The organism is Agrobacterium sp. H141, from assembly GCF_057158725.1.
Map to the genome: position 1 here is coordinate 2,319,345 of NZ_CM169893.1, position 21,635 is coordinate 2,340,979.

General features: G+C 59.3%; 19 protein-coding genes. 9 read left to right on the forward strand and 10 right to left on the reverse strand.

Going from position 1 to position 21,635, the window contains the following annotated elements; all coding sequences use genetic code 11:
- The first annotated feature begins 47 nt into the window (after positions 1 to 47).
- On the forward strand, positions 48 to 860 hold the full coding sequence (locus ACWPM9_RS10590) for a formate/nitrite transporter family protein (RefSeq protein WP_484755080.1): 813 nt from the start codon (positions 48 to 50) through the stop codon (positions 858 to 860).
- Between the two features lie 32 nt (positions 861 to 892).
- On the opposite strand, the gene ACWPM9_RS10595 is transcribed toward ACWPM9_RS10590, so the two are convergent.
- Positions 893 to 1,837 (reverse strand): LysR family transcriptional regulator, encoded by a 945-nt coding sequence (locus tag ACWPM9_RS10595; RefSeq protein ID WP_484755081.1) that lies wholly within the window; start codon positions 1,835 to 1,837, stop codon positions 893 to 895.
- A 68-nt stretch (positions 1,838 to 1,905) separates the two neighbouring features.
- On the opposite strand from ACWPM9_RS10595, the gene ACWPM9_RS10600 reads away from it, so the two are divergent.
- The 4 genes from ACWPM9_RS10600 (at position 1,906) to ACWPM9_RS10615 (ending at position 5,125) form a co-directional block, all read left to right on the forward strand.
- Entirely contained in the window at positions 1,906 to 2,064 is a 159-nt protein-coding gene (locus ACWPM9_RS10600) for a hypothetical protein (protein ID WP_428186678.1), read from the forward strand.
- A 143-nt stretch (positions 2,065 to 2,207) separates the two neighbouring features.
- Positions 2,208 to 2,420 (forward strand): hypothetical protein, encoded by a 213-nt coding sequence (locus tag ACWPM9_RS10605; protein ID WP_484755082.1) that lies wholly within the window; start codon positions 2,208 to 2,210, stop codon positions 2,418 to 2,420.
- A gap of 184 nt (positions 2,421 to 2,604) precedes the next feature.
- Positions 2,605 to 3,624, forward strand: coding sequence for a GlxA family transcriptional regulator (locus ACWPM9_RS10610; protein WP_428186676.1), 1,020 nt, complete (start codon positions 2,605 to 2,607; stop codon positions 3,622 to 3,624).
- 124 nt (positions 3,625 to 3,748) lie between these two features.
- The gene (locus ACWPM9_RS10615) at positions 3,749 to 5,125 is read left to right on the forward strand and encodes a mechanosensitive ion channel domain-containing protein (RefSeq protein WP_484755083.1); all 1,377 of its coding nucleotides are present in this window, start codon (positions 3,749 to 3,751) and stop codon (positions 5,123 to 5,125) included.
- Positions 5,126 to 5,298: 173 nt separating this feature from the next.
- Here ACWPM9_RS10615 and ACWPM9_RS10620 read toward each other — a convergent pair whose 3' ends face one another.
- The 4 genes from ACWPM9_RS10620 to ACWPM9_RS10635 form a co-directional block, all read right to left on the reverse strand.
- The gene (locus tag ACWPM9_RS10620; RefSeq protein WP_484755084.1) at positions 5,299 to 5,826 is read right to left on the reverse strand and encodes a GNAT family N-acetyltransferase; all 528 of its coding nucleotides are present in this window, start codon (positions 5,824 to 5,826) and stop codon (positions 5,299 to 5,301) included.
- Positions 5,823 to 6,101 carry a type II toxin-antitoxin system TacA family antitoxin gene (locus tag ACWPM9_RS10625; RefSeq protein WP_484755085.1) on the reverse strand — a complete coding sequence of 93 codons (279 nt, stop codon included), beginning with the start codon at positions 6,099 to 6,101 and terminating at the stop codon, positions 5,823 to 5,825. Before ACWPM9_RS10625 ends, ACWPM9_RS10620 begins: the two co-directional genes overlap by 4 nt.
- A gap of 504 nt (positions 6,102 to 6,605) precedes the next feature.
- A complete protein-coding gene (locus ACWPM9_RS10630; RefSeq protein ID WP_484755086.1) occupies positions 6,606 to 8,861 on the reverse strand; it encodes a S8 family peptidase in 2,256 nt (751 codons plus the stop codon).
- Positions 8,861 to 10,006, reverse strand: a complete 1,146-nt coding sequence (locus ACWPM9_RS10635; RefSeq protein ID WP_484755087.1) for an AAA family ATPase — start codon at positions 10,004 to 10,006, stop codon at positions 8,861 to 8,863. The genes ACWPM9_RS10630 and ACWPM9_RS10635 overlap by 1 nt, the downstream gene beginning before the upstream one ends.
- Before the next feature lie 233 nt (positions 10,007 to 10,239).
- Between ACWPM9_RS10635 and ACWPM9_RS10640 the strand changes: the two genes are divergently transcribed.
- The gene (locus ACWPM9_RS10640; protein WP_484755088.1) at positions 10,240 to 10,941 is read left to right on the forward strand and encodes a hypothetical protein; all 702 of its coding nucleotides are present in this window, start codon (positions 10,240 to 10,242) and stop codon (positions 10,939 to 10,941) included.
- 319 nt (positions 10,942 to 11,260) lie between these two features.
- On the opposite strand, the gene ACWPM9_RS10645 is transcribed toward ACWPM9_RS10640, so the two are convergent.
- The 3 genes from ACWPM9_RS10645 to ACWPM9_RS10655 all read right to left on the reverse strand — a co-directional run bounded on the left by ACWPM9_RS10645 (position 11,261) and on the right by ACWPM9_RS10655 (position 15,055).
- Positions 11,261 to 12,079, reverse strand: coding sequence for a sulfite exporter TauE/SafE family protein (locus ACWPM9_RS10645; protein WP_484755089.1), 819 nt, complete (start codon positions 12,077 to 12,079; stop codon positions 11,261 to 11,263).
- A gap of 266 nt (positions 12,080 to 12,345) precedes the next feature.
- A complete protein-coding gene (locus ACWPM9_RS10650) occupies positions 12,346 to 13,059 on the reverse strand; it encodes a hypothetical protein (RefSeq protein WP_484755090.1) in 714 nt (237 codons plus the stop codon).
- Positions 13,060 to 13,249: 190 nt separating this feature from the next.
- Positions 13,250 to 15,055 (reverse strand): methyl-accepting chemotaxis protein, encoded by a 1,806-nt coding sequence (locus ACWPM9_RS10655; RefSeq protein ID WP_484755091.1) that lies wholly within the window; start codon positions 15,053 to 15,055, stop codon positions 13,250 to 13,252.
- Positions 15,056 to 15,296: 241 nt separating this feature from the next.
- On the opposite strand from ACWPM9_RS10655, the gene ACWPM9_RS10660 reads away from it, so the two are divergent.
- Entirely contained in the window at positions 15,297 to 15,680 is a 384-nt protein-coding gene (locus tag ACWPM9_RS10660) for an acyl-CoA thioesterase (RefSeq protein WP_428186668.1), read from the forward strand.
- 16 nt (positions 15,681 to 15,696) lie between these two features.
- On the opposite strand, the gene ACWPM9_RS10665 is transcribed toward ACWPM9_RS10660, so the two are convergent.
- On the reverse strand, positions 15,697 to 16,860 hold the full coding sequence (locus ACWPM9_RS10665; RefSeq protein ID WP_484755092.1) for a DUF1501 domain-containing protein: 1,164 nt from the start codon (positions 16,858 to 16,860) through the stop codon (positions 15,697 to 15,699).
- 13 nt (positions 16,861 to 16,873) lie between these two features.
- Positions 16,874 to 18,364, reverse strand: coding sequence for a DUF1800 domain-containing protein (locus ACWPM9_RS10670; RefSeq protein ID WP_484755093.1), 1,491 nt, complete (start codon positions 18,362 to 18,364; stop codon positions 16,874 to 16,876).
- A gap of 284 nt (positions 18,365 to 18,648) precedes the next feature.
- Between ACWPM9_RS10670 and ACWPM9_RS10675 the strand changes: the two genes are divergently transcribed.
- Together ACWPM9_RS10675 and ACWPM9_RS10680 are read left to right on the forward strand one after the other, a co-directional pair.
- On the forward strand, positions 18,649 to 19,383 hold the full coding sequence (locus tag ACWPM9_RS10675) for a DUF4396 domain-containing protein (RefSeq protein WP_484755094.1): 735 nt from the start codon (positions 18,649 to 18,651) through the stop codon (positions 19,381 to 19,383).
- Positions 19,384 to 19,573: 190 nt separating this feature from the next.
- On the forward strand, positions 19,574 to 21,577 hold the full coding sequence (locus tag ACWPM9_RS10680; RefSeq protein ID WP_484755095.1) for a putative bifunctional diguanylate cyclase/phosphodiesterase: 2,004 nt from the start codon (positions 19,574 to 19,576) through the stop codon (positions 21,575 to 21,577).
- The last annotated feature ends 58 nt before the right edge of the window (positions 21,578 to 21,635 follow it).

Consider the following 21,635-nt stretch of genomic DNA (forward strand, 5'->3'; position numbering starts at 1 on the left):
GCCCCGCCGCAGACATGCTGGCGGCTCTCGCCAGGAACGCCCGACCGATGCCGAAACACACCAAAGAAGACGCCAATACCGTTGACGAGATCGAGGACGAACTTCCCTCCACCTCCGCTGCCATTCACGAGCTCATTCGCCGCGACGGCGAGAAGGAGATCAATCGCGATGTGCTGGCGCTGTTGTGGTCGGCAATTGCCGGCGGCATGACCATGAGCACATCGCTGATGGCGCGCGGCATCTTGATGGCGCATCTGCCCGATACCGAATTTTCCTTCCTGTTCGATGCCATGGGCTACACGGTCGGCTTTGTGCTGGTGGTGCTGGCAAGCCAGCAGCTGTTTACCGAAAACACGCTGACGCCGGTCCTGCCCTTCATGTCGGAACCGACCGGGCGCAATCTGTTCAAGCTCCTGCGCATCTGGGGCACGGCCCTTGCCGGCAATTTCATCGGCGGTGCCATCGCCGTCGCCTTCATCACCACCATGCCCGTTTTCGACACCGATGTGATGGAGGCCTTCACCAAGATCGGCCTGCACATGATGGAAAACGATCCGCTGCAGATGTTTGCCAAGGGCATTCTCGCCGGCTGGCTGATCGCCACCATGGTGTGGATGCTTCACCGCATCACCAATGCCCATCTGCTGGTGATCTTCCTCGTCACCTATGTGATCGGCATCGGCGATTTCACCCATATCATCGTCGGCGCGATCGAGGCCATGTTCCTCTATGCCGAGGGACAGGCAAGCCTCTATCAGGTGGTCGTCGATTTCGCCCTGCCGACGCTGCTTGGCAATATGGTCGGGGGCACGCTGATCTTCGCGCTGATGTCCCATGTCCAGGTGAAATCGGACGAGTAGACCACGAAGGAGCGCTGCAGGCCGTTCTCCGGCTACGCCGCCGCCATGTTCGGATGCATCTCTCCGAAGGCATAGCGCACGCTGTCGGCGACGGCCTGGATGATCTCGCTCTTATTGTCGCTCAAGAGCAGCCGCACCTCGAAGGTTCCAAGCTCCGGCAGGCTGTGGCGCGAGCCAAGCGCGACCATCTCGTCGGTCAGATAGCTGTTGGGTAGCGGGGCCACGGCGAGATCGGCCACGACAGCGGCGCGCTGCGCCATGGTATGGGCCGACAGATAGGCTATGCGATAGGGGCGCTTGATCTTTTCCAGCTGGGTCAGCGCCTCGGCGCGCCAGCAGCAGCCATCTTCCCAGATCGACACCGGCAAGGGTTCGCGCAGATAGGCGGTCCCGCATTTGGCGCCGGCCCAGACCAGCTGTTCACGGAAGATCGCTTCGCCTTCTGGCTCCGCCCCCCCTGGCGTGCAATTGACCAGCGTCAGGTCCAGCCGCTGTTCCTGCAGCCGCTTGCGCAGCGCATTGGATGAATCGACCGTCAGATCCACCATGATCGAGGGATAGGTTTCGGCAAAGCGCCGCAAGATGCCGGGCATGAACCGCTCGCCGATATAGTCGGTCGCGCCGAGACGCACGACACCTTGCAGGTCGGGCATGCGAAAGCGCGACACCGCCTCATTGGACAAGGCCAGAATGCGGCGCGCATAGGTGAGCAGCGTCTCGCCGCCCGCCGTCAGCCGCACCGAGCGGGCATCGCGCAGGAACAGCGCTGCCCCCAACTGCTCTTCCAGCTTCTTGATCTGCATCGACACGGCAGAGGGCGTGCGAAACACGGTCTCGGCTGCCATGGAAAAACTACCGGTCTCGGCAATGGCGACAAAGGTGCGCAGCACGTCATTGTCGAGAAGCGGAAGAGGCTGTCTGAATGAAACCGTCATGGCAATGACCTTCAATTTAATTGAACATGAAGATGATATCATTGCGTTTGATTGAATGTCAAATGGGGCGCATTCTCCTGTCATGGCAACGAAACGAAGGAGAATGCGCCATGTTGATCGGCATCATTGCCCGACTTTTCGGGCTGTTCGGCCACCGCGAGATCGCGGAAGCGGCAAAACGGTCTGACGACCGGCGCAAGACCCAGCGCGAATTGTCGAAATTGCCGCCGCATATCCTGCGCGATGTCGATTGGCCGCCCAAGGCCTGAGCGTTCGCACCGGACGGTCCGCAACATTCATCACCAATTGTGATGGATACCACAAACAACATTCGTTTGAGTGATTTATCTTGCGATGTCATAACGACATCCGGCGCTCGATCGCGCCTGGCCAAGGACGAAAGGATACCATCATGGCCTATATCACCGCACCGCGTTCAGTGGCAGCCGCCCCGTTGCACCCGCCAGTCGGCCGTCTGCTTGCCCGCACCCTTACCCTGCTTTATACCTATCGGGACTGGCAGGCGCGCCGCCGCGCTGAAAACGCACTGGCCAGCCTGCCGTTTTCCGTGCGCAAGGATATCGGCTGGCCGGCAGCCGACCGGGCCAAAACAGCCGCTCGCTGAGGCCGCCGGCGCTTTTTGGGCGGCAGTGAATGCCGCTTGCTTAGGCGCGCCATTAAAATGTCGCGAATTTAATCATCCATGCACGCATAAGACGTTTTTTGCTATTGCCCTGTCGCTTTTGAGCCATCTCCGTGGCAGGCTTCCACGCAAGGAATTGGCATATTCGCGGGCACGGGCTTTCAGCATGAACAAATCGCCGACCAAAAAACGTTCGCTTGTTTTCTTTATGGTACCGCATTTCACGCTGCTACCCTTTGCGGGTGCCATCGAGACCTTGCGCATTGCCAATCGCATGCTGGGCTACCAGGCCTATGAATGGCGGCTGGCCTCTGTCGACGGCGAAAAAGTGTTCTCTTCCAGCGGTATAGCCATGGATGCAGACACATCGCTTGCCGATGAGAGACGCTTTTTGTCGGGCGAAAACAGGCCGAGTATGGTGATCGTCTGTTCGGGCATCTATGTGGAGGAATTCCGCAACAAGTCGGTCAATGCCTGGCTGCGCGAGGTCTATAACCGCGGTGCGGCCATCGGTTCGCTCTGTACCGGCGCCCATGTGCTGGCGCAGGCAGGCCTGCTCAACGGCAAGCGCTGCGCCATCCACTGGGAAAACCTGCCGGGCTTTGCCGAACATTTCCCCCAGGCCGATGTCTATGCCGATCTCTACGAGGTGGACGGCAATATCTATACCTGCGCCGGCGGCACGGCCTCGCTCGACATGATGCTGAACCTGATTGGCGAGGATTTTGGCGAGGGTCTGGTCAACCGCGTCTGCGAACAGCATCTGACCGACCGCGTGCGAAGCCCGCATGATCGCCAGCGCCTGCCGCTCAGGGCACGCCTCGGCGTGCAGAATTCCAAGGTTCTGCAGATCATCGAACTCATGGAAAACAATCTGGCCGAACCTCTGTCGCTGCTCGAAATCGCCGACGGTGCCGGCCTGTCGCGTCGCCAGATCGAACGGCTGTTCCGCCAGGAAATGGGCCGCTCCCCTGCCCGCTATTATCTCGAAATCCGCCTCGACCGCGCCCGCCATCTGCTGGTGCAATCCTCCATGCCGGTCGTCGAGGTCGCGGTTGCCTGCGGTTTCGTCTCCGCCTCGCATTTTTCCAAATGCTACCGCGAACTCTACAACCGCTCGCCCCAGCAGGAACGCGCCGAGCGCAAGCAGACAATGTCGAACAATCGCACCGGGGTGGTGGTGTAAGGGGGCATCTTGCACCGCGTGCATTGCCGGTGTCCCTCAAGCCGCGCAACCCGACAACAGACCGGCATCTGGACCTTCCATCCTGAATAGCAGAAGGTAGGCGTCCACAACGGCTGGGGAAACGATGCGCAACAGAACCTCGAAGACACGCCTGATCGCCGTCACCTGTCTGGCAGCATTTATCCTCCTGCAAACACAGCCGTCCTTTGCCCAGACCAATGCCGATGCGCCGGCGATCTCGGCACAGTCGAGCCCCGACAAAGATGTCGCGATTTCAAAGCGCCTGAGCGCCATCTACCGGGAAATCGACGGCTTGAGCACGGTCGACGTCAAGGTGGCATCCGGCGTTGTCAGATTGCTCGGCACCGTGGCCAATGCGCAATTGATCGACGAGGCCGAGGCCCTGGCCAAACGCGTGGAGGGCGTGGTTGCGGTCTCCAATACCCTGCAGGAAGAGACCTCCATCGACGAGCGCCTGACGCCGGTCTTCGAACGGGTGCTCACCCGTTTTCAGGACGGCATTCGCTATCTGCCGCTGGTCGGCGTGGCGCTCATTCTCTGGGGCGCCTTCATTGTCTTCGGCTGGTTCATCACCTCGCGCAGCTGGCCCTGGTCGCGCATGGCGCCCAATATCTTCATTGCCGATCTGCTCAAGCAATTCGTGTGGATCCTGTTCATTCTCATCGGCGCGCTGCTGGCCCTCGACATTGTCGGGGCGGCAACGGTGATCGGCACGGTTCTGGGGGCCGCCGGCATCGTCGGTCTGGCCGTCGGCTTTGCCGTTCGCGATACGGTCGAGAATTATCTCGCCAGTATCCTGCTCAGCCTGCGCCAGCCGTTTCGTCCCAAGGATTATGTCAGCATCGAGGGCCAGGAGGGCTTTGTCACCCGCCTCACCTCGCGTGCCACCATCCTGCTCGACGCGTCCGGCAATCACGTGCGCATACCCAATGCCGTCGTGTTCAAGGCAACGATCATCAATTACACCCGCAATCCCGAACGGCGTTTCGATTTTGCCCTCGGGGTCGATGCCGAAAGCGCGCTCGATGTCGCCTTGAAAATCGGCATAGACAGCCTGCAAACACTCGACTTCACCTTGACCAGACCGCCCGCAGACGGCTGGATCGAGACGGTGGGCGATTCCAATATCCTCCTTCGCTTTTGCGCCTGGATCGATCAGAACGAGACCGATTTCATCAAGGCCCGCTCGGAAGCTCTGCGCGTGACGAAGAATGCGATCGAAGCCGCCGGCTTCTCCCTGCCCGAGCCCATCTATCGGGTGAATATCAGCTCCATGCCGGGCGGTTCGTCCTTCTTGGGGACGCAAGACAAAGCCGCCAAAACGCCCGAACCATCCAAAAAGACGCCCGCGACAAAGCCGCAACAGACCAAAGCCGATGTCAGCGCCGATCCGGCGATTGCAGAGCAGATCGACGAAGAGCGGCAGGCATCGAAACGGACCGACCTCTTGACCGACCATGCGCCAAGCGAGCTGGATTAGGGGAATGAGGCCGGGAAACGAGGGCGCGCCATCGCAGAAAAGCCTCGGAAACCGGGCTTTCAGGGGTGGCTGGGCAGACACCATGCCCCCCGTTTGTGTCTTTGCGTGTCACAGGATCGGGAAGCACGCGATGGCTGCGAGCAAGCGTTGAGGAGTGCATATCGCGCCTCCCCTTACAGCAGGCCCCTGGCGCGTAAATCGGGGGCAAAGGTGGCGAGCGGCAGAACGAGGGTCAGTGGTCTGTCTTGTAGCGGCTCCGCTCCGAAAGAAGCATACCAGCAGGCAGCACGTTCGCTCTTGGCATCGATCATGAGGAGAAGACCGCCGCCTTCACCGGCAAGCCGCAGGCAACGCAAGGCTGCTGCGGCTAGGAGTTGTCCTCCCAATCCCTGCCCCGCCAGGGCACGGTCCGTCGCCAGACGGGCAAGCCTGAAGCCCGGCACGTCATGGCGTGCCAGTCCCCTCGTCATCGATGCGGGTACGGCCTCATGCGCCACAGACGCAGGTGCCATGGTGTAAAAACCGAGGATGCGGTCTGCTATCGTATTATCGACAGCACAAAAGGTCTTGGCTGCATTCTGTTCATGGCTCTGCCGTGCAAAGCGTTGCAGAAACGCGTTCATCTGCGCATCGCCGCAATCGAAGGAAGACCGATCATGCGATTTTTTGATCGGCTCCTCATGCCATTGCGGCAGGCTCATAGAGTATCCGGCAGCGCTGCGACGGCAGCACGCAGCTTGTCATTCGGCTTGGGAGGGTTTTCCAGAAGATTGAGAATGCGCAGATAGTCCCGTTCCGAAACCTTGACGACCTCGGCTTCGGCAATCACCGCCTCTGCTTCTCGAAGCGCGGATTGTGTGACGAAACTGGTGAGATCGGTATCGCGCAATGCGGCCGCCCGCAGCAGCTTGGCCTTCGCTGTCGCTGCGATACGCAGGCTCATGCGCTCGTTGTCTTCGACTGCTGCTCTTGGCATGGAGGCCTCCATTCATACGACTTCAAGACTATGGGAGTGGATGCTTCACGTCAATCTGTACGCCTTCAATGCGTACGCGTTGCCATTCGCAGTCCCAGAAACCATAATTGTGACGAGCAGGCCCCTCGGTCCTTTCGTGCAGCCGCTTGCCCATGGCTGCCGTCGGTCCAGCGCACCCAAACGCCTGCACCGATGTCGTTGGATCGGTGAACCATGAGCGAGCGGCCACGACCCGCCTAAAGCCTTGACATGTTTGACTGCGACACGTGACGAGGGAGACACGATGGCTCCTTTTTGTGTCTTTGCGTTGCACTTGGTGCCAGAGCGCGCAACAGCTAGATGTGTTCAGCGGGAGGCAAACACACTTGTCTGTGAAATTCGATACGGGTCTGAAAGTAACTATGGCGGTGCTGGAGGGCGCGCCCACCATCGCTCAAAAGCCTTAGAAGCTGTGGCTTGAGGGGATGGCCGGGGGGGGGGCGACGTCTCCTTTTTGTGTTCATGTTAGCTACGCGTTATAACACGAACATCTGTACGTGGAACCATGGGCTGCAGGCGGTTGCGTGAAGCTGTCACTACCTGATCGTACAAATCGACTGCTTTGTTTTTTAAAGTCAGTATCAGTGCAAACTTTATATGTGGACGCCGGCCACCGTTGTGCCCGTGTAACCTCGTGATATGGCTGACATCAAATGCCGGTTCGTTAAGTGAAGTTGCCCTTTTTGTTTTGGTTCTGGTGATGGTTGTTTCCCATTTCTGCGCATCATCTCTGCGCATGAATTCTGATGTATAGAAGTCATCGGCTTGAAAGAACCTATCCGTAGGAGGGAGCTTTGGCGTGATAAGCTTACCATCTTTCAAGTATGGTTTCCCCAACTTATGCGTGTCCGGACGAAACTGGATTTCGAGACCGCCACGCGTATAGTTGATTGAATCCTCTGGATCGACCTCGCAAAAGAAGCAGAAGGTTGCTTTGATGTCGACGTTACCGCTTAGTCCAGCTGGTACCGGCAAGAATAGTCGCACAGCGCCACTAGTCGGCATCTGTCGCTGATATACAATGTGTGCCTCACCGTCAGCACAGGTCACTAGATCAGAAATCTCATGCGATACCCTTCCCCAGCCCACTTCTGTACGATCGTTGCTTCCCGCATTGGCGTGGTGGATGAGCAATCCTTTAACCGTGGGTGCCCACAGCGGGTCATTAAACTGCGCTCGGATTGCAACGCCGCTTCGCATTGCTAAGGGGGCAGCGAAGCTGGTGCCTTGTGTACCAGTTCCTTCTGAGGCGCCCCCCAATACCAAGAAAGGAGAGGTAGGTGTTCCACCGAAGCTGACTATGTCGGGTTTGACATAGCCGGGGCTACGACCGGGACCGCAAGCACTATAAGGAGCCCGCTGCCAGCTAGCGCCCGAGTTATTTGCAGCGCCTACGGCAATCATGTTCACACCATCAGATGGCGGCTGAATACGGTGAAGGCCTAAATCCTTGTCGCTTTCCCCGTTGTTCCCACACGCCACGGTAGCGACGGTTTCGCCGTCGGCAAGCAGAGTGTCGAGTGTCGATGTCCATGCGTTGACATCATCATCTTCAATCGCACAGTCCGGACCAAGGCTGATGTTCACGAAATCGTACGGCCTGCTGTCTAAGACGGTCTCTATGCGTTCGAGCACAGAATAAAGTTCAAAGTCATCGTTTGTCGTATCGTCGCCTAATACGCGCCAATGATCCACGTTTGCGGGCGGTACGGCCTGCGTGCGGCTTGGGTCCAGTGATCCAAATAGGAATGCAGAGGTGACCATAAGGCCGTGTGCTTGGGCTGACGGAATTGGGTTGCCCACGCCGGGTGCCTTCTTGCGACTAACCCATGCGTCAAGACCGTGGTTGCTCGGTAAACCGCCATCAAAAATTGCAACTTTAATCTCTTGCGCCGTGGCAGGATCAGTCGGGAGGTCAACGGTAAAACCTGGAACCAGACTACGAACTATGGGGTCCAGTGGCACAATTCTCGGCATGCTCCGTAGCGCACGAAGAAAAGAAAACTGGAGAAGCCTAGGTACCAACTGCTTTGGCGCGTAAATGGGCAGAAAGCACAGCCCCCCGTTCTGTCGTCCACGCGACAAATCGACATTGAGGCCAATGGACTTAGCGAAGCTTGCAAACCCCTCCAGTATGTAGCCGCCTTCGTCCGCATCGGCATGCAGAACAATCTCAAGTGGTATAGCCTTGTCAGACGGGGCATCAGGTAGGCGCTTGGCACGAGTGGCGTCTGGGAGCGATACCTTTTCAATTTCTCTAAATTCGCTTCGAACGGCCTGCTCTACTGGACGCCAATCAGGCAGCGCCTCAGCAAATTTCAACAGTCGTTCGCGACGACCCGCAAGATACAGCAGAGGAGCGGGTTGTGGCCTATCGTCATCGGCTACTTTCTCTGATGTGACTTTGTCTGGTGTGATGTGTACCGCCCGACTGCCTAGGTGCTTGAGCTTAAGCTCGGTTATCAAGTTTGCCGGATAGTAGCTTTTAGCAAGATATGTAGGATGAAGCGTTATAGCCACAACGGTCTCACCGTTCGGGCAAGCCAAGCTTGGCAAGCTTCTCAGCTCATTTTTTACATTTTCTAGTTGTGATGATAGCCGCTCGACCGCCTCGGAAAATGTGTAGGGATGCGCTTTGTCTCCAAAGCCGCGAGGCGGACGTGCCACCTCGACGCTAAGCTTCTCGCCGCCGCCAATTAGGTATCTCGGAGTGCTGGCCATCAATCATCATCCTCCATATCACTAGAGATTTTTCGCGCATTCCCTGTGCGGTACTTTCTCAAAGTGTCTCTTGATATTCCTGTGGCTGCGCTGATGCGTCGATCAGCGATATCTAGACCTGCGAGAAGCGGTAACAGCTTCTTACGATCAGACGCTGGTGCCAATTTCAGGTCGCGTCCGATTGTCTCCAGCAAGGCCTCCTCAATAGGAACCTTCCCGATAACAGTTCTTCGTCTAATCCATCTGGCTAGGCGGGTGATGTCGCTGCTTGATTTCCCCTCCCACAGGTCAGAAAGCGTATTCAGCAGTGGTTGTATAGCGTCGGCATCCCGGTCAAATGCGACGTTGATAACATGAGCTCTTGTCTTGTTATCCGGGAGCGGAAATACGACTACGTCGTCAAAACGCCTCCAAATCGCTGGATCAAGCAATTCAGCATGGTTTGTGGCGGCAACGAGAAGACTTCGAGACGGCCATTCATCAATTTCCTGTAGAAGTACAGTTACTAAGCGCTTTAACTCGCCGACATCTCCGTCATCGTCACGTTTTTTTGCTATTGCGTCAAATTCGTCTAGCAAAAGTATGCAGTCTATGCTTTTGGCGTATTCCAGAACCAGCCGAATGTTTGCTCCAGTTTTTCCTAGAAAACTACTCATGACGGTTGCCAAGTCCAAAGTAAGCAAGGGTCGTCTCAACCGCTTGGCTATCCACCGTGCAGACATTGTTTTGCCAACGCCAGGAGGGCCGGAAAACAAGACTGTTCTGGTTGGGGGCAGCCCAGCTTTCTCCAGCGACGAAAGATTTTGGCGCTCTGCTACTATCTGCTCAAGCTGCTCGGCTATGCCTGCATCGAGAATAGGGTCAACTTCCAGGGATACGGGAAACTCCTGCCGCAGCAAGGCCAGGCGCGAATCGGAATCAACTGGAACGAAACCAGTTCCCGCATCTCGCATTGCATTTGGCGCGGAAGGTTGACTTGAAAGTAAGTCAGTTAGGCTATCGGTGAGCGCAGTATCAGCCTTGCCAAGCTTTTTCGCGATGCGCCGGACATAAGCCTGTACATCCCCGGACTTTCCGGTCATCCCAAGTCTGGCCAAGTGGACTATAAACTCGCCCTTGATGTCAGATTCGTCAGTTTTTGTCATTTTATGCCTATCTATCAATGACTTTTCGTCAGCATACAGTGGACTAGTTTTCATTTCAATATTAAAAGTTAGTCCATTTCCATTATTGTGAGCGTGCAGGCTCCCGTGGATGCTGATTGCAAGGGGGCCTTTTGATGGCCTGATTGACGCACTTCCAGACTGCGGCGATGCCTTGCGGAGATGTGATAACGCGTGCGACAGGAGGTCCGTCGGGCGGCAAGCAGGAGGCCGATTTGGAAGAATGGGAAATCTACCTCGAAGGACTGACGACGGTTGGGATGTGGGCCAGCCAACCGAAGTACGATGGTTTTTGGGGCTATGTGTATGACTGGCAGACCTTAGTCTCAGGCGGTATCGCACTTCTGGCGGGTGCGGCTGTCTATGCTCAATTGGTTGTCCAGCGGAAGCAGCTAGCCGAAGAGCGTCGAAAGCAGCTGGAATTATCGAAGCGTCAAGAACGGGCGGCGCGGATCCGCATACCGCATGCGCTTGCTGAGTTGATGCAGTTCGTTGAGGATGGATTTATAGCATGGGGAGGGGGTACGCTAAACTCTATTAAGCTTCCTGTGCGGCCTGTAGAGACGTTGATGTCAGTAGCGGAGGCTATTGACGATATCAGCTATCAGACGGTTCGCGAACTCGTGAGTGCACTACAGGTATTCGAGAGCCGCCACCTTGAGAAGAAGCCACGCTCGCACTTTCATCCGGGGCAGGCAGCTGTTGATTTAGCAAAGCTGGAATTTCAGATAGATCGACTGTTTCCATTCGGCAGAATGTCGAACGAGGAAGCCGTGCCATTCGTTAAGCCTGCCAAGGACGACATAGCGGCGGTATTCAGCAAGCATGAGATGGAGCTTTCTGGTAGGGGCAAGGCCTCGAATATTGGGGAGCGGCTAGAGCAAGCCTTACGGTTGGTGCCTGCCAAGACGGGGTAAGCACCAACCCCACTTGTGTATTTTGATTGATGCAATGTCGGAAACCAGAAATTTTTGCGATAGGGTATTTAAGAAGGTTTGCGCAGCCACCTCCTCCTAGGGGTATACACCGGTGGGGCGCAAGAGCTTTGGCGCGCTAGCTCAGCATGAGCATTACCCTGCCTTCTATACAGCATAAGAGACATGAGGGGGCACCACCCCTTATCCTCAACGGCTATCCCCCAAACACGCCCTTGCTGGCGGGGCAAAATCGGCGTCCGCCAGCCCCCCATTGCCACCATCGGACACAGCTTCCCGCGAACGCCACCCTTTTGGGCGCTCACCTCAGGCTGACAAAGAACCTTGCCGAAACCACGAGCAGAAAGATCCCGAAACCGATCTCCAGCTGGCGTTTGCTCATGGCATGGGCGAGTCTTGCGCCGATCGGGGCCATCATCAGGGTGATGGGGATGATCAGCAGGACGGCGATCCAGTTGACGAAGCCGGTCGAAAGCGGCGGCAGGCCGGGCTCGCCCCAGCCGGCCCAGATATAGCCCAGCAGGCCCGGCACCGCGATCAGCACGCCGACGGCCGAGGAGGTGGCGACCGCCTGGTGGATCGGGCGGCCGTAGAGCGTCATGAAGGTGTTGTTCAACACCCCGCCGCCAATGCCCATCAGGCCCGACAGAAGACCGATCCCGCTGCCGACCAGAAAGGTCGCCGGCTCCCCCGGCAGGTCGGTGCCCAGATGCCAGCTGGCGCGATTGGCCACCATGCGGATGGCAAGCAGCAGGGTGATGGCGGCAAAGATGCCGCGCAGCATGGCGCTGGAGGCTTCGGCGGCAATCATCGCCGCCAGGATGGCGCCGAGCGGCACGGCCAGCACCCAGCCTTTCAGCAGTTTTTCATCGACGGCGCTATGGCGTCTATGGGCCATGAAGGAGCGCACCGATGTGGGCACGATCACCGCAAGCGAGGTGCCGACCGACAGATGCATGGCCACCGCCTCCGGCACGCCGGCCAGCCCGAAGATCTGGTAGAAGACCGGCACCAGCACGGCCCCGCCGCCAATGCCGAAAATCCCGGCCAACAGGCCGGCCAGACCGCCGGCTGCGGCCAGCAGGACGGCAAAGATCAGAAGATCGCTCAGTGGCGGCATGGCTGGTTGCCCTCCCCGGATGACGCCGGTCTCCGGCGTCCGTCATCAAACCGTGACGTGTTTAGGCCAATCTGGGCGCCGGACAAGCATGACATGGGGCAATGCGGTACGCATCCACTGCGTTTGCCGCCCCGTCCGCCGCCAGACCTGCCGCATGTCCAAGCGTCCCCTCGCAGCCCAGAAGTCGGGATGCGACGCGATATCCCTGCTGGAGCGCGGTTCCCCTGTCCGCCGCGTTTCGGGTTTTGGCCGGCCCTTGTGCCGGCCTATTTTTTGGCAGGCGTGGCAGACGGCCTTCGCACAACGGTTCCGGTGACGGCATCGGTGTCCGGCGTGTCATAGGCGTTGGGCAGAAGCACCACCGGATTTTCGGTGCCGATCCCGTCCACCACCGGCTGGGCCGTCAGCCCTTCGGCGATCGAGATGCCGCCCGGTTGCTGCCATGGCTGCGTCTGCACCTGCGCCTCTCCGCCGGCTGCGCCCCCCAGCCCGGCATCGATATTGACGCCATCGGCTGGAATGGTCAGCGGTTGCGTGCCGTCGGCGGATGCATCGGCCTGTTCATAACCGCCATCGATGGGGGGAAGCTTTGCCGGCGTCTGCTGTGCGCTTGCCGCTTCATAGCCTCCATCGATCGGCGGCAGCGCATCCTCGTCGCCCGCCTGCGCATAAAGCGGCTGTTCCGCGCTCTGCTCGGGCTGCGCAGTCGTATGGTCGGCGGCTGCGAGATTGGGCGTATTGAGATAATCGATGCCCTCGCTACCGCTGTTTTGCGGCGCTTCGGGATTGTAGGACACCTCGCCCACACGCCCCAGCAGCTGATCGCCGCGGCTGTTGACGCGCCCGACCAGCTGCCGGTCGGGATTGCCCGGCGAGCCAACGCTTGCGGTCGGCACATAGCGATCCGGCGAACAGGCCGACAGCGCCGAAAGCGACAGCGCCAGCACGGTTACGCGTCCAAGCAGAGAAGAATACGCCATACAAACAACCATTCTGCCAAGGCCGGCGAACCGGCAATATCGGGGCATTCTAGGCCGCAGCCGTAAAGCTTTCCTTGCAAATTAAGGTAAATGCAATTCATCGTTTTGAAAGCGCTGACAGGGCCAACGCAAACGGCGCCGGACGATTTCTCCTCCGGCGCCGTCTCCTCTTGCAGATCATGAAGGAGGCCTAGGCCGCCCGCTTGCCCATGCTGGCTGCGGCCAGATTGAAGCGTGACAGCAATTCGCGCAGCTGGGCTGCCTCATGGGCGAGCGTCTGGCCGGCCGCCGTGGTTTCTTCCACCATCGCCGCGTTCTGCTGGGTCATCTGGTCCATGTGGTTGACCGAGCTGTTGATCTCCTGCAGGCCGGTCGACTGTTCGCGCGCAGCCGTCGCAATCGTGTGGACATGGTCATTGACCTTGTTGACCAGTGTCTCGATGTCCACCAGCGCATCGCCGGTGGAGCGCACCAGCTTCACGCCCGTTTCCACCTCGTTGGCCGAGGCGCTGATCAGCGTCTTGATCTCCTTGGCGGCATTGGCGGACCGTTGCGCCAGTTCGCGCACTTCCTGCGCGACCACGGCAAAGCCGCGTCCGGCTTCACCGGCCCGGGCCGCTTCCACCCCGGCATTCAGCGCCAGGAGATTGGTCTGGAAGGCAATCTCGTCGATCACGCCGATGATCTGGGTAATCTTGTCCGACGAGCTTTCGATCCGGCTCATCGCTTCGACCGCATTGCGCACGATCTCGCCCGAGCGGTTTGCGCTGTCCTTGGTCTCGTTGACCATGTCGCGGGCTTCGTTGGCGCGGTCGGACGAGGTCTTCACCGTGGCCGTGATCTCGTCCAGGGCCGCGGCTGTCTGTTCGAGGGCTGCGGCCTGCTGTTCGGTGCGGCGGGACAGGTTGCCGGTCGCTTCGCTGATGCCGGTGGCGCTTTCGCTCACCACATGGCTGGAATTGTTGATCCCGGTCATGATGGTCTGCAGCGAGGAGACCGCGGCGTTGAAGTCGCAGCGCAGCTTTTCATAGTCCGCACCGAGATCGCCGATCTGCGCGGTCAGATCGCCGCTTGCCAACCGTTCCAGCGCATCGCCCAGTTCGCGAATGGCATGCTCCTGCCGCTCGGCGGAGGTGCGCAGCACCCGTTCATTGCCCTGCCGCTCGGCATCCAGTGCCTGCTGCTGCTGGGATTGGCGGCTTCTGAGCTGGATGCGTTCGCGCACGGAATCGCGCAGGACAAGCAGCGCCTTGGCCATGCCGCCGATCTCGTCCTTGCGGTCGGCATCGATGATATCGGCATCGACCCGCTCTTCGGCAATATCGGCCATGGCGGATTTCAGGCGCTGGATCGGACGCGTCACGCTTGCCACGATGGCAAAGGCACAACCGGCGATGATCACCAGGCTCGCACCGATCAGGGCGATGCTGTAGGACACCGTGCGCAGGAACTGCGCCTGCAGGTCATCGGAATAAAGGCCCGTGCCGACAATCCAGCCCCAGGGCTCAAAGCCGATCACGTGGGAAAATTTCTCCACAGGCGCCTCGAAGCCAGGCTTCGGCCAATAGTAATTGACGAAGCCTTCCTTGCTCTTCTTGACGGTATTGACGAATTCCACGAACAGATGCTTGCCGTTCGGATCGGCCATGGCCGTCAGATCCTGGCCGACCAGCGCCGGCTTGATCGGATGCATGATCATGCGCGGCGTCATGTCATTGATCCAGAGATAGCCGTCCGGCGCATAGCGAATGGCGGAAATGACATCCATTGCCTGGGACTGGGCTTCCTCCCGGGTCAGAACGCCCTGCACTTCCATGTCGTGATATTTGTTCAAAATGCCGATGGCACCGTCATCGATCGATGCCAGCGTGGCGCGACGTTCGCCCACCAGCGCGTTGTAAGACATGTACAGATTGAAGGCCATTCCGACGACCAGAACAGCCAGCGTAATTCCCACCAGCGCATATAATCGCGTCGACAATCCAAAGTTCTTCATGAAATCCCCACCCCATTAATGTCATTGACTGTGATCCGGCACAGTTCGAATTTGGTAAATTCCGATTGCTAAAATTAGCCTCAAATTCATGAGCAAAGCATTAATCGCGCTTATCGTGTGCTGGCGCCCGTCTTCGCGCGATGCATTTTTCCTGTGACTTGCCGACAATGGCTCTGGCCTTGTCTCGACAATCATGGAGCATGGCGGATGAGCGACGACGCAATGAAGGATGGATATCATCATGACTGAGCAGGCACCCGGCGGCGAACTGACCCTGCGCACGCTTGCCATGCCGGGCGATGCCAATGCGGCGGGCGATATCTTCGGCGGCTGGGTCATGGCGCAGATGGATCTGGCCTGCGGCATCCGCGCGGCTGAGCGTGCCCGCGGTCGCGTGGTCACCGCCGGCGTCCAGGAAATGGCCTTCGCCATGCCGGTCAAGATCGGCGATACACTCTGCGTTTATACGGAAGTCGCCAAGGTGGGCCGCACCTCGATCACGCTGGCCGTCGAGGTCTGGGCGCAGCGCTATCTGAAGGACAAGATGGAGAAGGTGACGGAAGCGACCTTCGTCATGGTCGCCATCGACGAGAACGGCAAACCGACGCCGGTGCCCGCCGAGTAAGACACAAGGCCTGCCGCTACAGGAAGGCCGCCTTGCCGTCATACTGCATGCCCGGGAAAACGGTCTTTTCCAATGCAGAACGTGAAATGCCATACTGGCTGGCGAGCAGGGCCGCTGCAACGGAACGCACATCGCCGGTCGGCATCAGATCGCGCTGATCGAGCAGGTTTGCATCGTCCAGCCCCGGCCATCGGCCAAAGACCTTTCCGCCACGAATGGCGCCACCGGCGATCACCGCACAGCCGCCCGTGCCATGATCGGTGCCACCATTGCTGTTTTCACGCGCGCTGCGGCCGAATTCGGTCACGGCAATCACCGCCGTCTTGTCCCAGACTGCCGGTCCAAGATCCTCTTTCAAGGTCATCACGGCCGATGCCAGACCGTTGACGGCAGACTTGAACTGCCCCTTCTGGTTCACATGCGTATCCCAGCCATTGAGCGAGAAACTGGCGATGCGATATGTCTGCTTGAGCAGGGACGCGGCCATTCTGGCCGTCGCGGCACTTCCCTGCCCCGGCATGTCGTCTCCCCGCAACAGATCGGTATAGCGGTCGAGACCCACCGCTTCCGTCAGGGCCTCTGAGAAGTCGGGGTCATTGCGGTAAAGACGCGCCAGCATCTGCAATTCATCCTCCGCCAGCGACATGTCCGACCGCGGCGACCAGACCTCGGCGGGATTGGCGCCCGACAGAATGATCTCCCGCGTCGGGCTCACATCCACGGCAGACAGCCGTGCATCGGTCAGCGACAAAACGCGGTTCAGCCAGCCGCCCTCCCCGGTCGTTCCCCGGGCACCGCCGCTTTCGAGAAAGTCCTGACCGTCGAAATGGCTGCGCACATCGCGATAGGAGGTCGAGACGGCATGCACAAATCCCAATTCGCCGGAGCGATAGAGAGGCTCCAGTGCTGCTGCCTCCGGATGAAGCCCGAAGAAACCGTCGAGGTCGATCAGGCCGGCATCGCCGCCCAGGGCCAATTTTGGCCGCAGCGCCGCAAACAGGCGGTCGCCATGCGGCTGCACGAGATCCAGTCCGTCCATGGCACCGCGCAACAGAATGGTGACGAAGCGGTTCTCTCCGGGCATGGCGGCGAAGCTCACCGGCGTCACCAGAGGCGAGGCGGCCAGACAGCAGGCCGCCCCCAACAGATCACGACGTCTCAAGACGAGGGAATTTTGCATGATCAATTCCTCCTTAGCGGCGATTGAATTCGGGCGATGCCAGCGCCGCCAGCAAACCGGCCTGACGATTGGGAGCCTGTCCAACGACACGGATGGTATCGTCGCGGGCAAAATCGGCGAGGGTCGTCTCGACAAATTCACGCGGATCGCGACCTGCGCCCAGATAACCGATGGCCCGCCTTGCCCAGGCGATGCGCTCGGAAATCTGGCTGGGGCTCAGCCAGCTCTGCGATTCGTCGTCAAAGCCTGCCGCATTGGAGGCACGCCAGAGCGGTTGCCCAAGATCGGTGAGTGCGCGCAGCGCGTGACCGGCCAGCGGCTGCCGATTCGCGCCGCCTTTTGGCCTGGGCTCCCCTTGTGCCTTTGGCTGCATCATGCCGTCCATCGCCGTATCGTCATCGGCCATCACGTCCTGTCGAGGTACTGGCCCCACCGTTGACGCCTTCAGCAAGACGGCTTCATCCGCATCGAGCGCTTTCAGGCTGGACACCACATAATCGAGCGGCATCTTGATCTTGGAACCCGCCGCCTCCCAGGACATCGGTTCGCCGAGCATGGCGCGATAAATGTCCGTCAGATCACCATCGGTGTCTTCCCATCGTCTGGCCATGGCCTCGACCACAGCAGCAGGCGGTGGCTCGCTGATGAAGTTCGAGGCCAGTTGCGTCGAGATATGCTTTATGGTGCGGGGATCGCGAGACAGGTCATCGAAAACCAGGCGCGCATCGGCGAAAGGCACATCGCTTCGCTGATAGACCTTACCCAAAACGGTAAATTGCCCCGGCTCGGCCCGGCGCTGTTCGAAACGTGTCTCGCCCGTCATCGGGGCGATAGCCAGGCCGGTCAACAGCAGCGCTAGCTGCTGCACATCCTCCTGGCTGTATCCGGCATCGACGCCCAGCGTGTGCAGTTCCATCAACTCGCGGGCGAAGTTTTCGTTTGGGCCTTCACTGCCCCGGCGCTTCCCGACCGGCGAATTCGGCCCGACGGATTTGGCCTGATCGAGAAATGTCAGCATGGCCGGGTGAAGCGATGCCGCAGCAACGAGTTCGCGGAACGAGCCGGACAGATACGGTCGGATGGCCACCGCCTCGAAATGCGGCACCATCAGCAGCATCACCGGCGTTTTTCCGGCACCGACCGTGAAGTGGTTGATCCAGAACGAGGCCAGCCGCTCGTGAAAGGCATAGGGGGATGTCACGGCCTGTGCGATACGTGCCATGGCATCTTTGCGAAACAGCGCCTGCGCCTGGCTGCGAAGCGCTTTTTTGGGCTCCGCGTCGGACTCACCCGCCGCCTTCATCTGGTTCAGGCGTTTCTGTTCTTGCAGATAGTTTCGGATATCCGCAAGCCGCTGCTGTGCTCCGCCAAGGGGGAATAGCGGAACTTGCCGGCGCGCGGGCTCGAGTTCTGCGATCAGTGTTTCTGCATCGTCGGCGGCGCTCGCCGATCCAAGACCATAACCGAAACGAATGGCCGTCATGCTCGATGGGGTTAAGGTCATCTTCCGTCCCCTTCATGGCCTTTCGGCCAACATCATTGACACTCTTTGGATGAACACCAGTATTGCCGAGCTTTACGGATTTTTGACGGCCTGATTACGCACAGATCATGGCAGTCCGCTCCATGTCGTTAACAGGGGTGGCTCGACCCCTCCTCTTGCGCGTGCGCGCGTCCGCACAGGCGGGACCGGAACTTCAACGCTGCAACACTGTTTCCCTATTGAATGTTCCACTTCCACCCTGCGACCGGCTTTCGCCCGGGCGCTCACGCGCAGAGGAGGAAACAATGTTTCCAGACTGGTTCCATCTTTTGGCCGTTGCGGCGATCTCCCTTGGCGTCATCACGGCATTGATCATCCTCTTCGATGTCCTCAAACATCCTCAGCATATGGCGATCATGAACGTGGTCTGGCCTGTCACCGCTCTCTTCGGCACGATCCCCCTGCTTCTGCTCTATTGGCGCTACGGACGCCATTCCCATCAGCACATGATGGCAAAAACCGGTGCCGGCGGTGAAGACATGCGGGACATGGGCGAGACGCCCTTTTACATCATGGTCGGCAAAGGCGCGCTTCACTGCGGTAGCGGCTGCATGATCGGTGACGTCATCGCCGAATGGCTGGCCTTTGCGGCTCCGGGCGTTGACATCGCTCTTGGCTGGCAGACGCTGTTTTCGGAAAAGATGTTCGCGGTCTGGATTCTCGATTTCATCTTTGCCTTCGGCCTCGGCGTGATCTTTCAATATCTGGCTATCGTCCCCATGCGCAATCTCACTCCGGCGGAGGGAATCATCGCGGCGTTGAAAGCCGACACGCTGTCCTTGCTGTCGTGGCAGGTCGGCATGTATGGCGCCATGGCCGCCCTACAGCTGTGGATCTTTCCAGCCGCCTTCGGAGCGGAAGCCTCCGTCAACAGCTTCGAATTCTGGTTTGCCATGCAGATCGCCATGATCTGCGGTTTCATCACCAGCTATCCGGTCAACTGGTATCTGGTCGCAGTAGGCATCAAGGAGAAGATGTAGCGGCTCGCCCGAGATCGCGTGCGCGCCCGGCGCGCATGACAAGCGAAAGTTGCGGTTCCCACCGGGATCGAGCCCCGTCGCTGCCGACCATTAAAATATTATTATTGAATATATGCAACGGTCCAGCGGGATGAGCCGCGTGCACTGGCGCGCGCTTCAATGCAATCGAATTTCGGGAGAACAGTGCCTGGTGGCATCGATAGAAGAAAGTGATCGCCAACATTTTCTTCCCGAGATTCAGCGGGCACAGGTACGTATCCTGTTTTCCAGCCATCTCGCGACGACCCTTGCCAATGCAATGATCGCCGTGTCCGCGGCGGCGGTTGCCATCATAACCCATGGTCCATCCAAGGCAGTCACGATCTGGCTCGGCGTGGTGCTGGCCACACTGATTTTGCGTGGCGTCTCGGTTGCCATATTTGCAAGAACCTCGCTCGTTCACACGAGCCCGCATCTCGTGTTGCGGACATTGATCGCCGGTTCGCTGGCATCTGGCCTGGCATGGACATGTCTGCCCTTCATCATTCCCAACTTCGATGGCAGCACCAGCGATGTTGCGATCCTGCTGGTGATGCTCGGCATATCCAGCGGCTCCGTGGTGCGGGGCATCGTCTGCTTCCCCATGTCGATGGTCTTCGCCTTGCCCATCCAGTCGGCCATCTTCATCTCGCTGCTGGGCAACGGCAGCGCTACCGCCTATATTCTTGCCTCCAATGTGTTCGCGCTCGTGGTCATTCTGGTGCGCAGCAGCCTTGGCGCGCAGCAAACCTTTTTCGAGAGCGAAGTTGTCAGACTGCGTGCCACGGCACTCGCAGACTCCCTGGCGCAGGCCAATGAGGATATCACCCAGGCCAATGCACGCCTGGAACAGATCGCCAATTACGATCCCGTGACGGGTCTGGCCAACCGGGCCAGCTTCAACGACCGCGTCGCGACCGATCTTGCTGCCGCAGCCCGGGACAAATCCGAAGTCGCCCTGCTGTTGATCGACCTCGATCATTTCAAGCAGATCAACGACACCCTCGGCCACAGCGCCGGCGACCGGGTGCTGAAGGAAATTGCCGACAGGTTGACCTGCGCGGTCCAGGATCACGGCATGATTGCCCGGATCGGCGGAGACGAGTTTGCAGTCCTGGTCAAGGGTCCCATGGCCACGGTCGATGCGCGCGCCTATGCCAACCGCATCATCGAACTCAGCGAGCGCCCGATCTCGGTCGGCGGCGCGGCGATGGTGGTTCACCTCAGCATCGGGCTTGGCGGTTATCCGCATCACGCCCAAAATGCAGACGATCTCCTGGCCTGTGCCGATCTTGCCCTTTATGCCGCCAAGGAATCCGGCCGCCGCTGCGTGCGCGCCTTCGATCCGGCAATGAAGACCCATGTGGAGCGCCAGCGCGTGATCGAACAGGATCTCGCCCGCGCCATCGAGGCCAATGCGCTCGAAGTCTGGTTCCAGCCGCAAATGGCGCTCGACACCAGGGAGGTTCTGGGTTTCGAGGCGCTGCTGCGCTGGTTTCATCCGCAACTGGGGTCCGTGTCTCCACCGGAAGTCATCCAGGCGGCCCAGTCTCTGCATATCGCCGACCAGCTGACGATCTATATCGCCCATGCCGTGTGCCGCCTGCTCACCGAACTGCCGGAACTCGGCCTGCCCGAGGCCACCGTCGGCCTCAACATATCGCCGCGCGAATTCGCCCATTATTCGGTGGCCGATGTGCTGCAAACCGTGACAGAAGCCCATGGCATCACCCATTCGCTGCTGGAAATCGAAATCACCGAGGAAGCCATTCTCGATGCCGAGGGCGCCGGCGAACAGCTCAAGCGCATGGAGAATGCCGGGTTCAAGCTGGCCGTGGACGATTTCGGCATGGGGCATTCGTCGCTCGCCTATCTGATCAGCCTGCAGGTCGACCGCTTGAAGATCGACCGCAGCTTCGTCCAGGGCGTGACCGGATCGCGTGCCAACCAGGAACTGATCCTGGCGCTGGTCGGCCTCGGCCATGCGCTCTCCATCGAAATCGTCGTCGAAGGCGTGGAAAACCAGACCGATGCCGACATGCTGCTGATGCTGGGCTGCAAGATCGCCCAGGGCTATCATTTCGCCCGCCCCATGTCGGCCGATGCCCTGCGCGCCTGGCTTGCCGCGCGCAAGAGCGCTGTCGATACCGCAGAGGCGAAGAAGGCGGTGGCCTGAGGCCGCCTTGCGCAACCAGAACCTGTCAGCATGGTCGCTGCCCGTTGCACCTTTGTTC

Excerpts from the sequence above, each read along its gene's own strand:
- ACWPM9_RS10595 (WP_484755081.1), bottom strand. The coding sequence starts at position 1,837 with ATGATATCATCTTCATGTTCAATTAAATTGAAGGTCATTGCCATGACG.
- ACWPM9_RS10665 (WP_484755092.1), bottom strand. The coding sequence starts at position 16,860 with ATGCAAAATTCCCTCGTCTTGAGACGTCGTGATCTGTTGGGGGCGGCC.
- ACWPM9_RS10660 (WP_428186668.1), top strand. The coding sequence starts at position 15,297 with ATGACTGAGCAGGCACCCGGCGGCGAACTGACCCTGCGCACGCTTGCC.
- ACWPM9_RS10600 (WP_428186678.1), top strand. The coding sequence starts at position 1,906 with ATGTTGATCGGCATCATTGCCCGACTTTTCGGGCTGTTCGGCCACCGC.
- ACWPM9_RS10590 (WP_484755080.1), top strand. The coding sequence starts at position 48 with ATGCCGAAACACACCAAAGAAGACGCCAATACCGTTGACGAGATCGAG.
- ACWPM9_RS10605 (WP_484755082.1), top strand. The coding sequence starts at position 2,208 with ATGGCCTATATCACCGCACCGCGTTCAGTGGCAGCCGCCCCGTTGCAC.
- ACWPM9_RS10630 (WP_484755086.1), bottom strand. The coding sequence starts at position 8,861 with ATGGCCAGCACTCCGAGATACCTAATTGGCGGCGGCGAGAAGCTTAGC.
- ACWPM9_RS10620 (WP_484755084.1), bottom strand. The coding sequence starts at position 5,826 with ATGAGCCTGCCGCAATGGCATGAGGAGCCGATCAAAAAATCGCATGAT.
- ACWPM9_RS10615 (WP_484755083.1), top strand. The coding sequence starts at position 3,749 with ATGCGCAACAGAACCTCGAAGACACGCCTGATCGCCGTCACCTGTCTG.
- ACWPM9_RS10635 (WP_484755087.1), bottom strand. The coding sequence starts at position 10,006 with ATGACAAAAACTGACGAATCTGACATCAAGGGCGAGTTTATAGTCCAC.
- ACWPM9_RS10655 (WP_484755091.1), bottom strand. The coding sequence starts at position 15,055 with ATGAAGAACTTTGGATTGTCGACGCGATTATATGCGCTGGTGGGAATT.
- ACWPM9_RS10650 (WP_484755090.1), bottom strand. The coding sequence starts at position 13,059 with ATGGCGTATTCTTCTCTGCTTGGACGCGTAACCGTGCTGGCGCTGTCG.
- ACWPM9_RS10675 (WP_484755094.1), top strand. The coding sequence starts at position 18,649 with ATGTTTCCAGACTGGTTCCATCTTTTGGCCGTTGCGGCGATCTCCCTT.
- ACWPM9_RS10645 (WP_484755089.1), bottom strand. The coding sequence starts at position 12,079 with ATGCCGCCACTGAGCGATCTTCTGATCTTTGCCGTCCTGCTGGCCGCA.
- ACWPM9_RS10625 (WP_484755085.1), bottom strand. The coding sequence starts at position 6,101 with ATGCCAAGAGCAGCAGTCGAAGACAACGAGCGCATGAGCCTGCGTATC.
- ACWPM9_RS10610 (WP_428186676.1), top strand. The coding sequence starts at position 2,605 with ATGAACAAATCGCCGACCAAAAAACGTTCGCTTGTTTTCTTTATGGTA.
- ACWPM9_RS10670 (WP_484755093.1), bottom strand. The coding sequence starts at position 18,364 with ATGACCTTAACCCCATCGAGCATGACGGCCATTCGTTTCGGTTATGGT.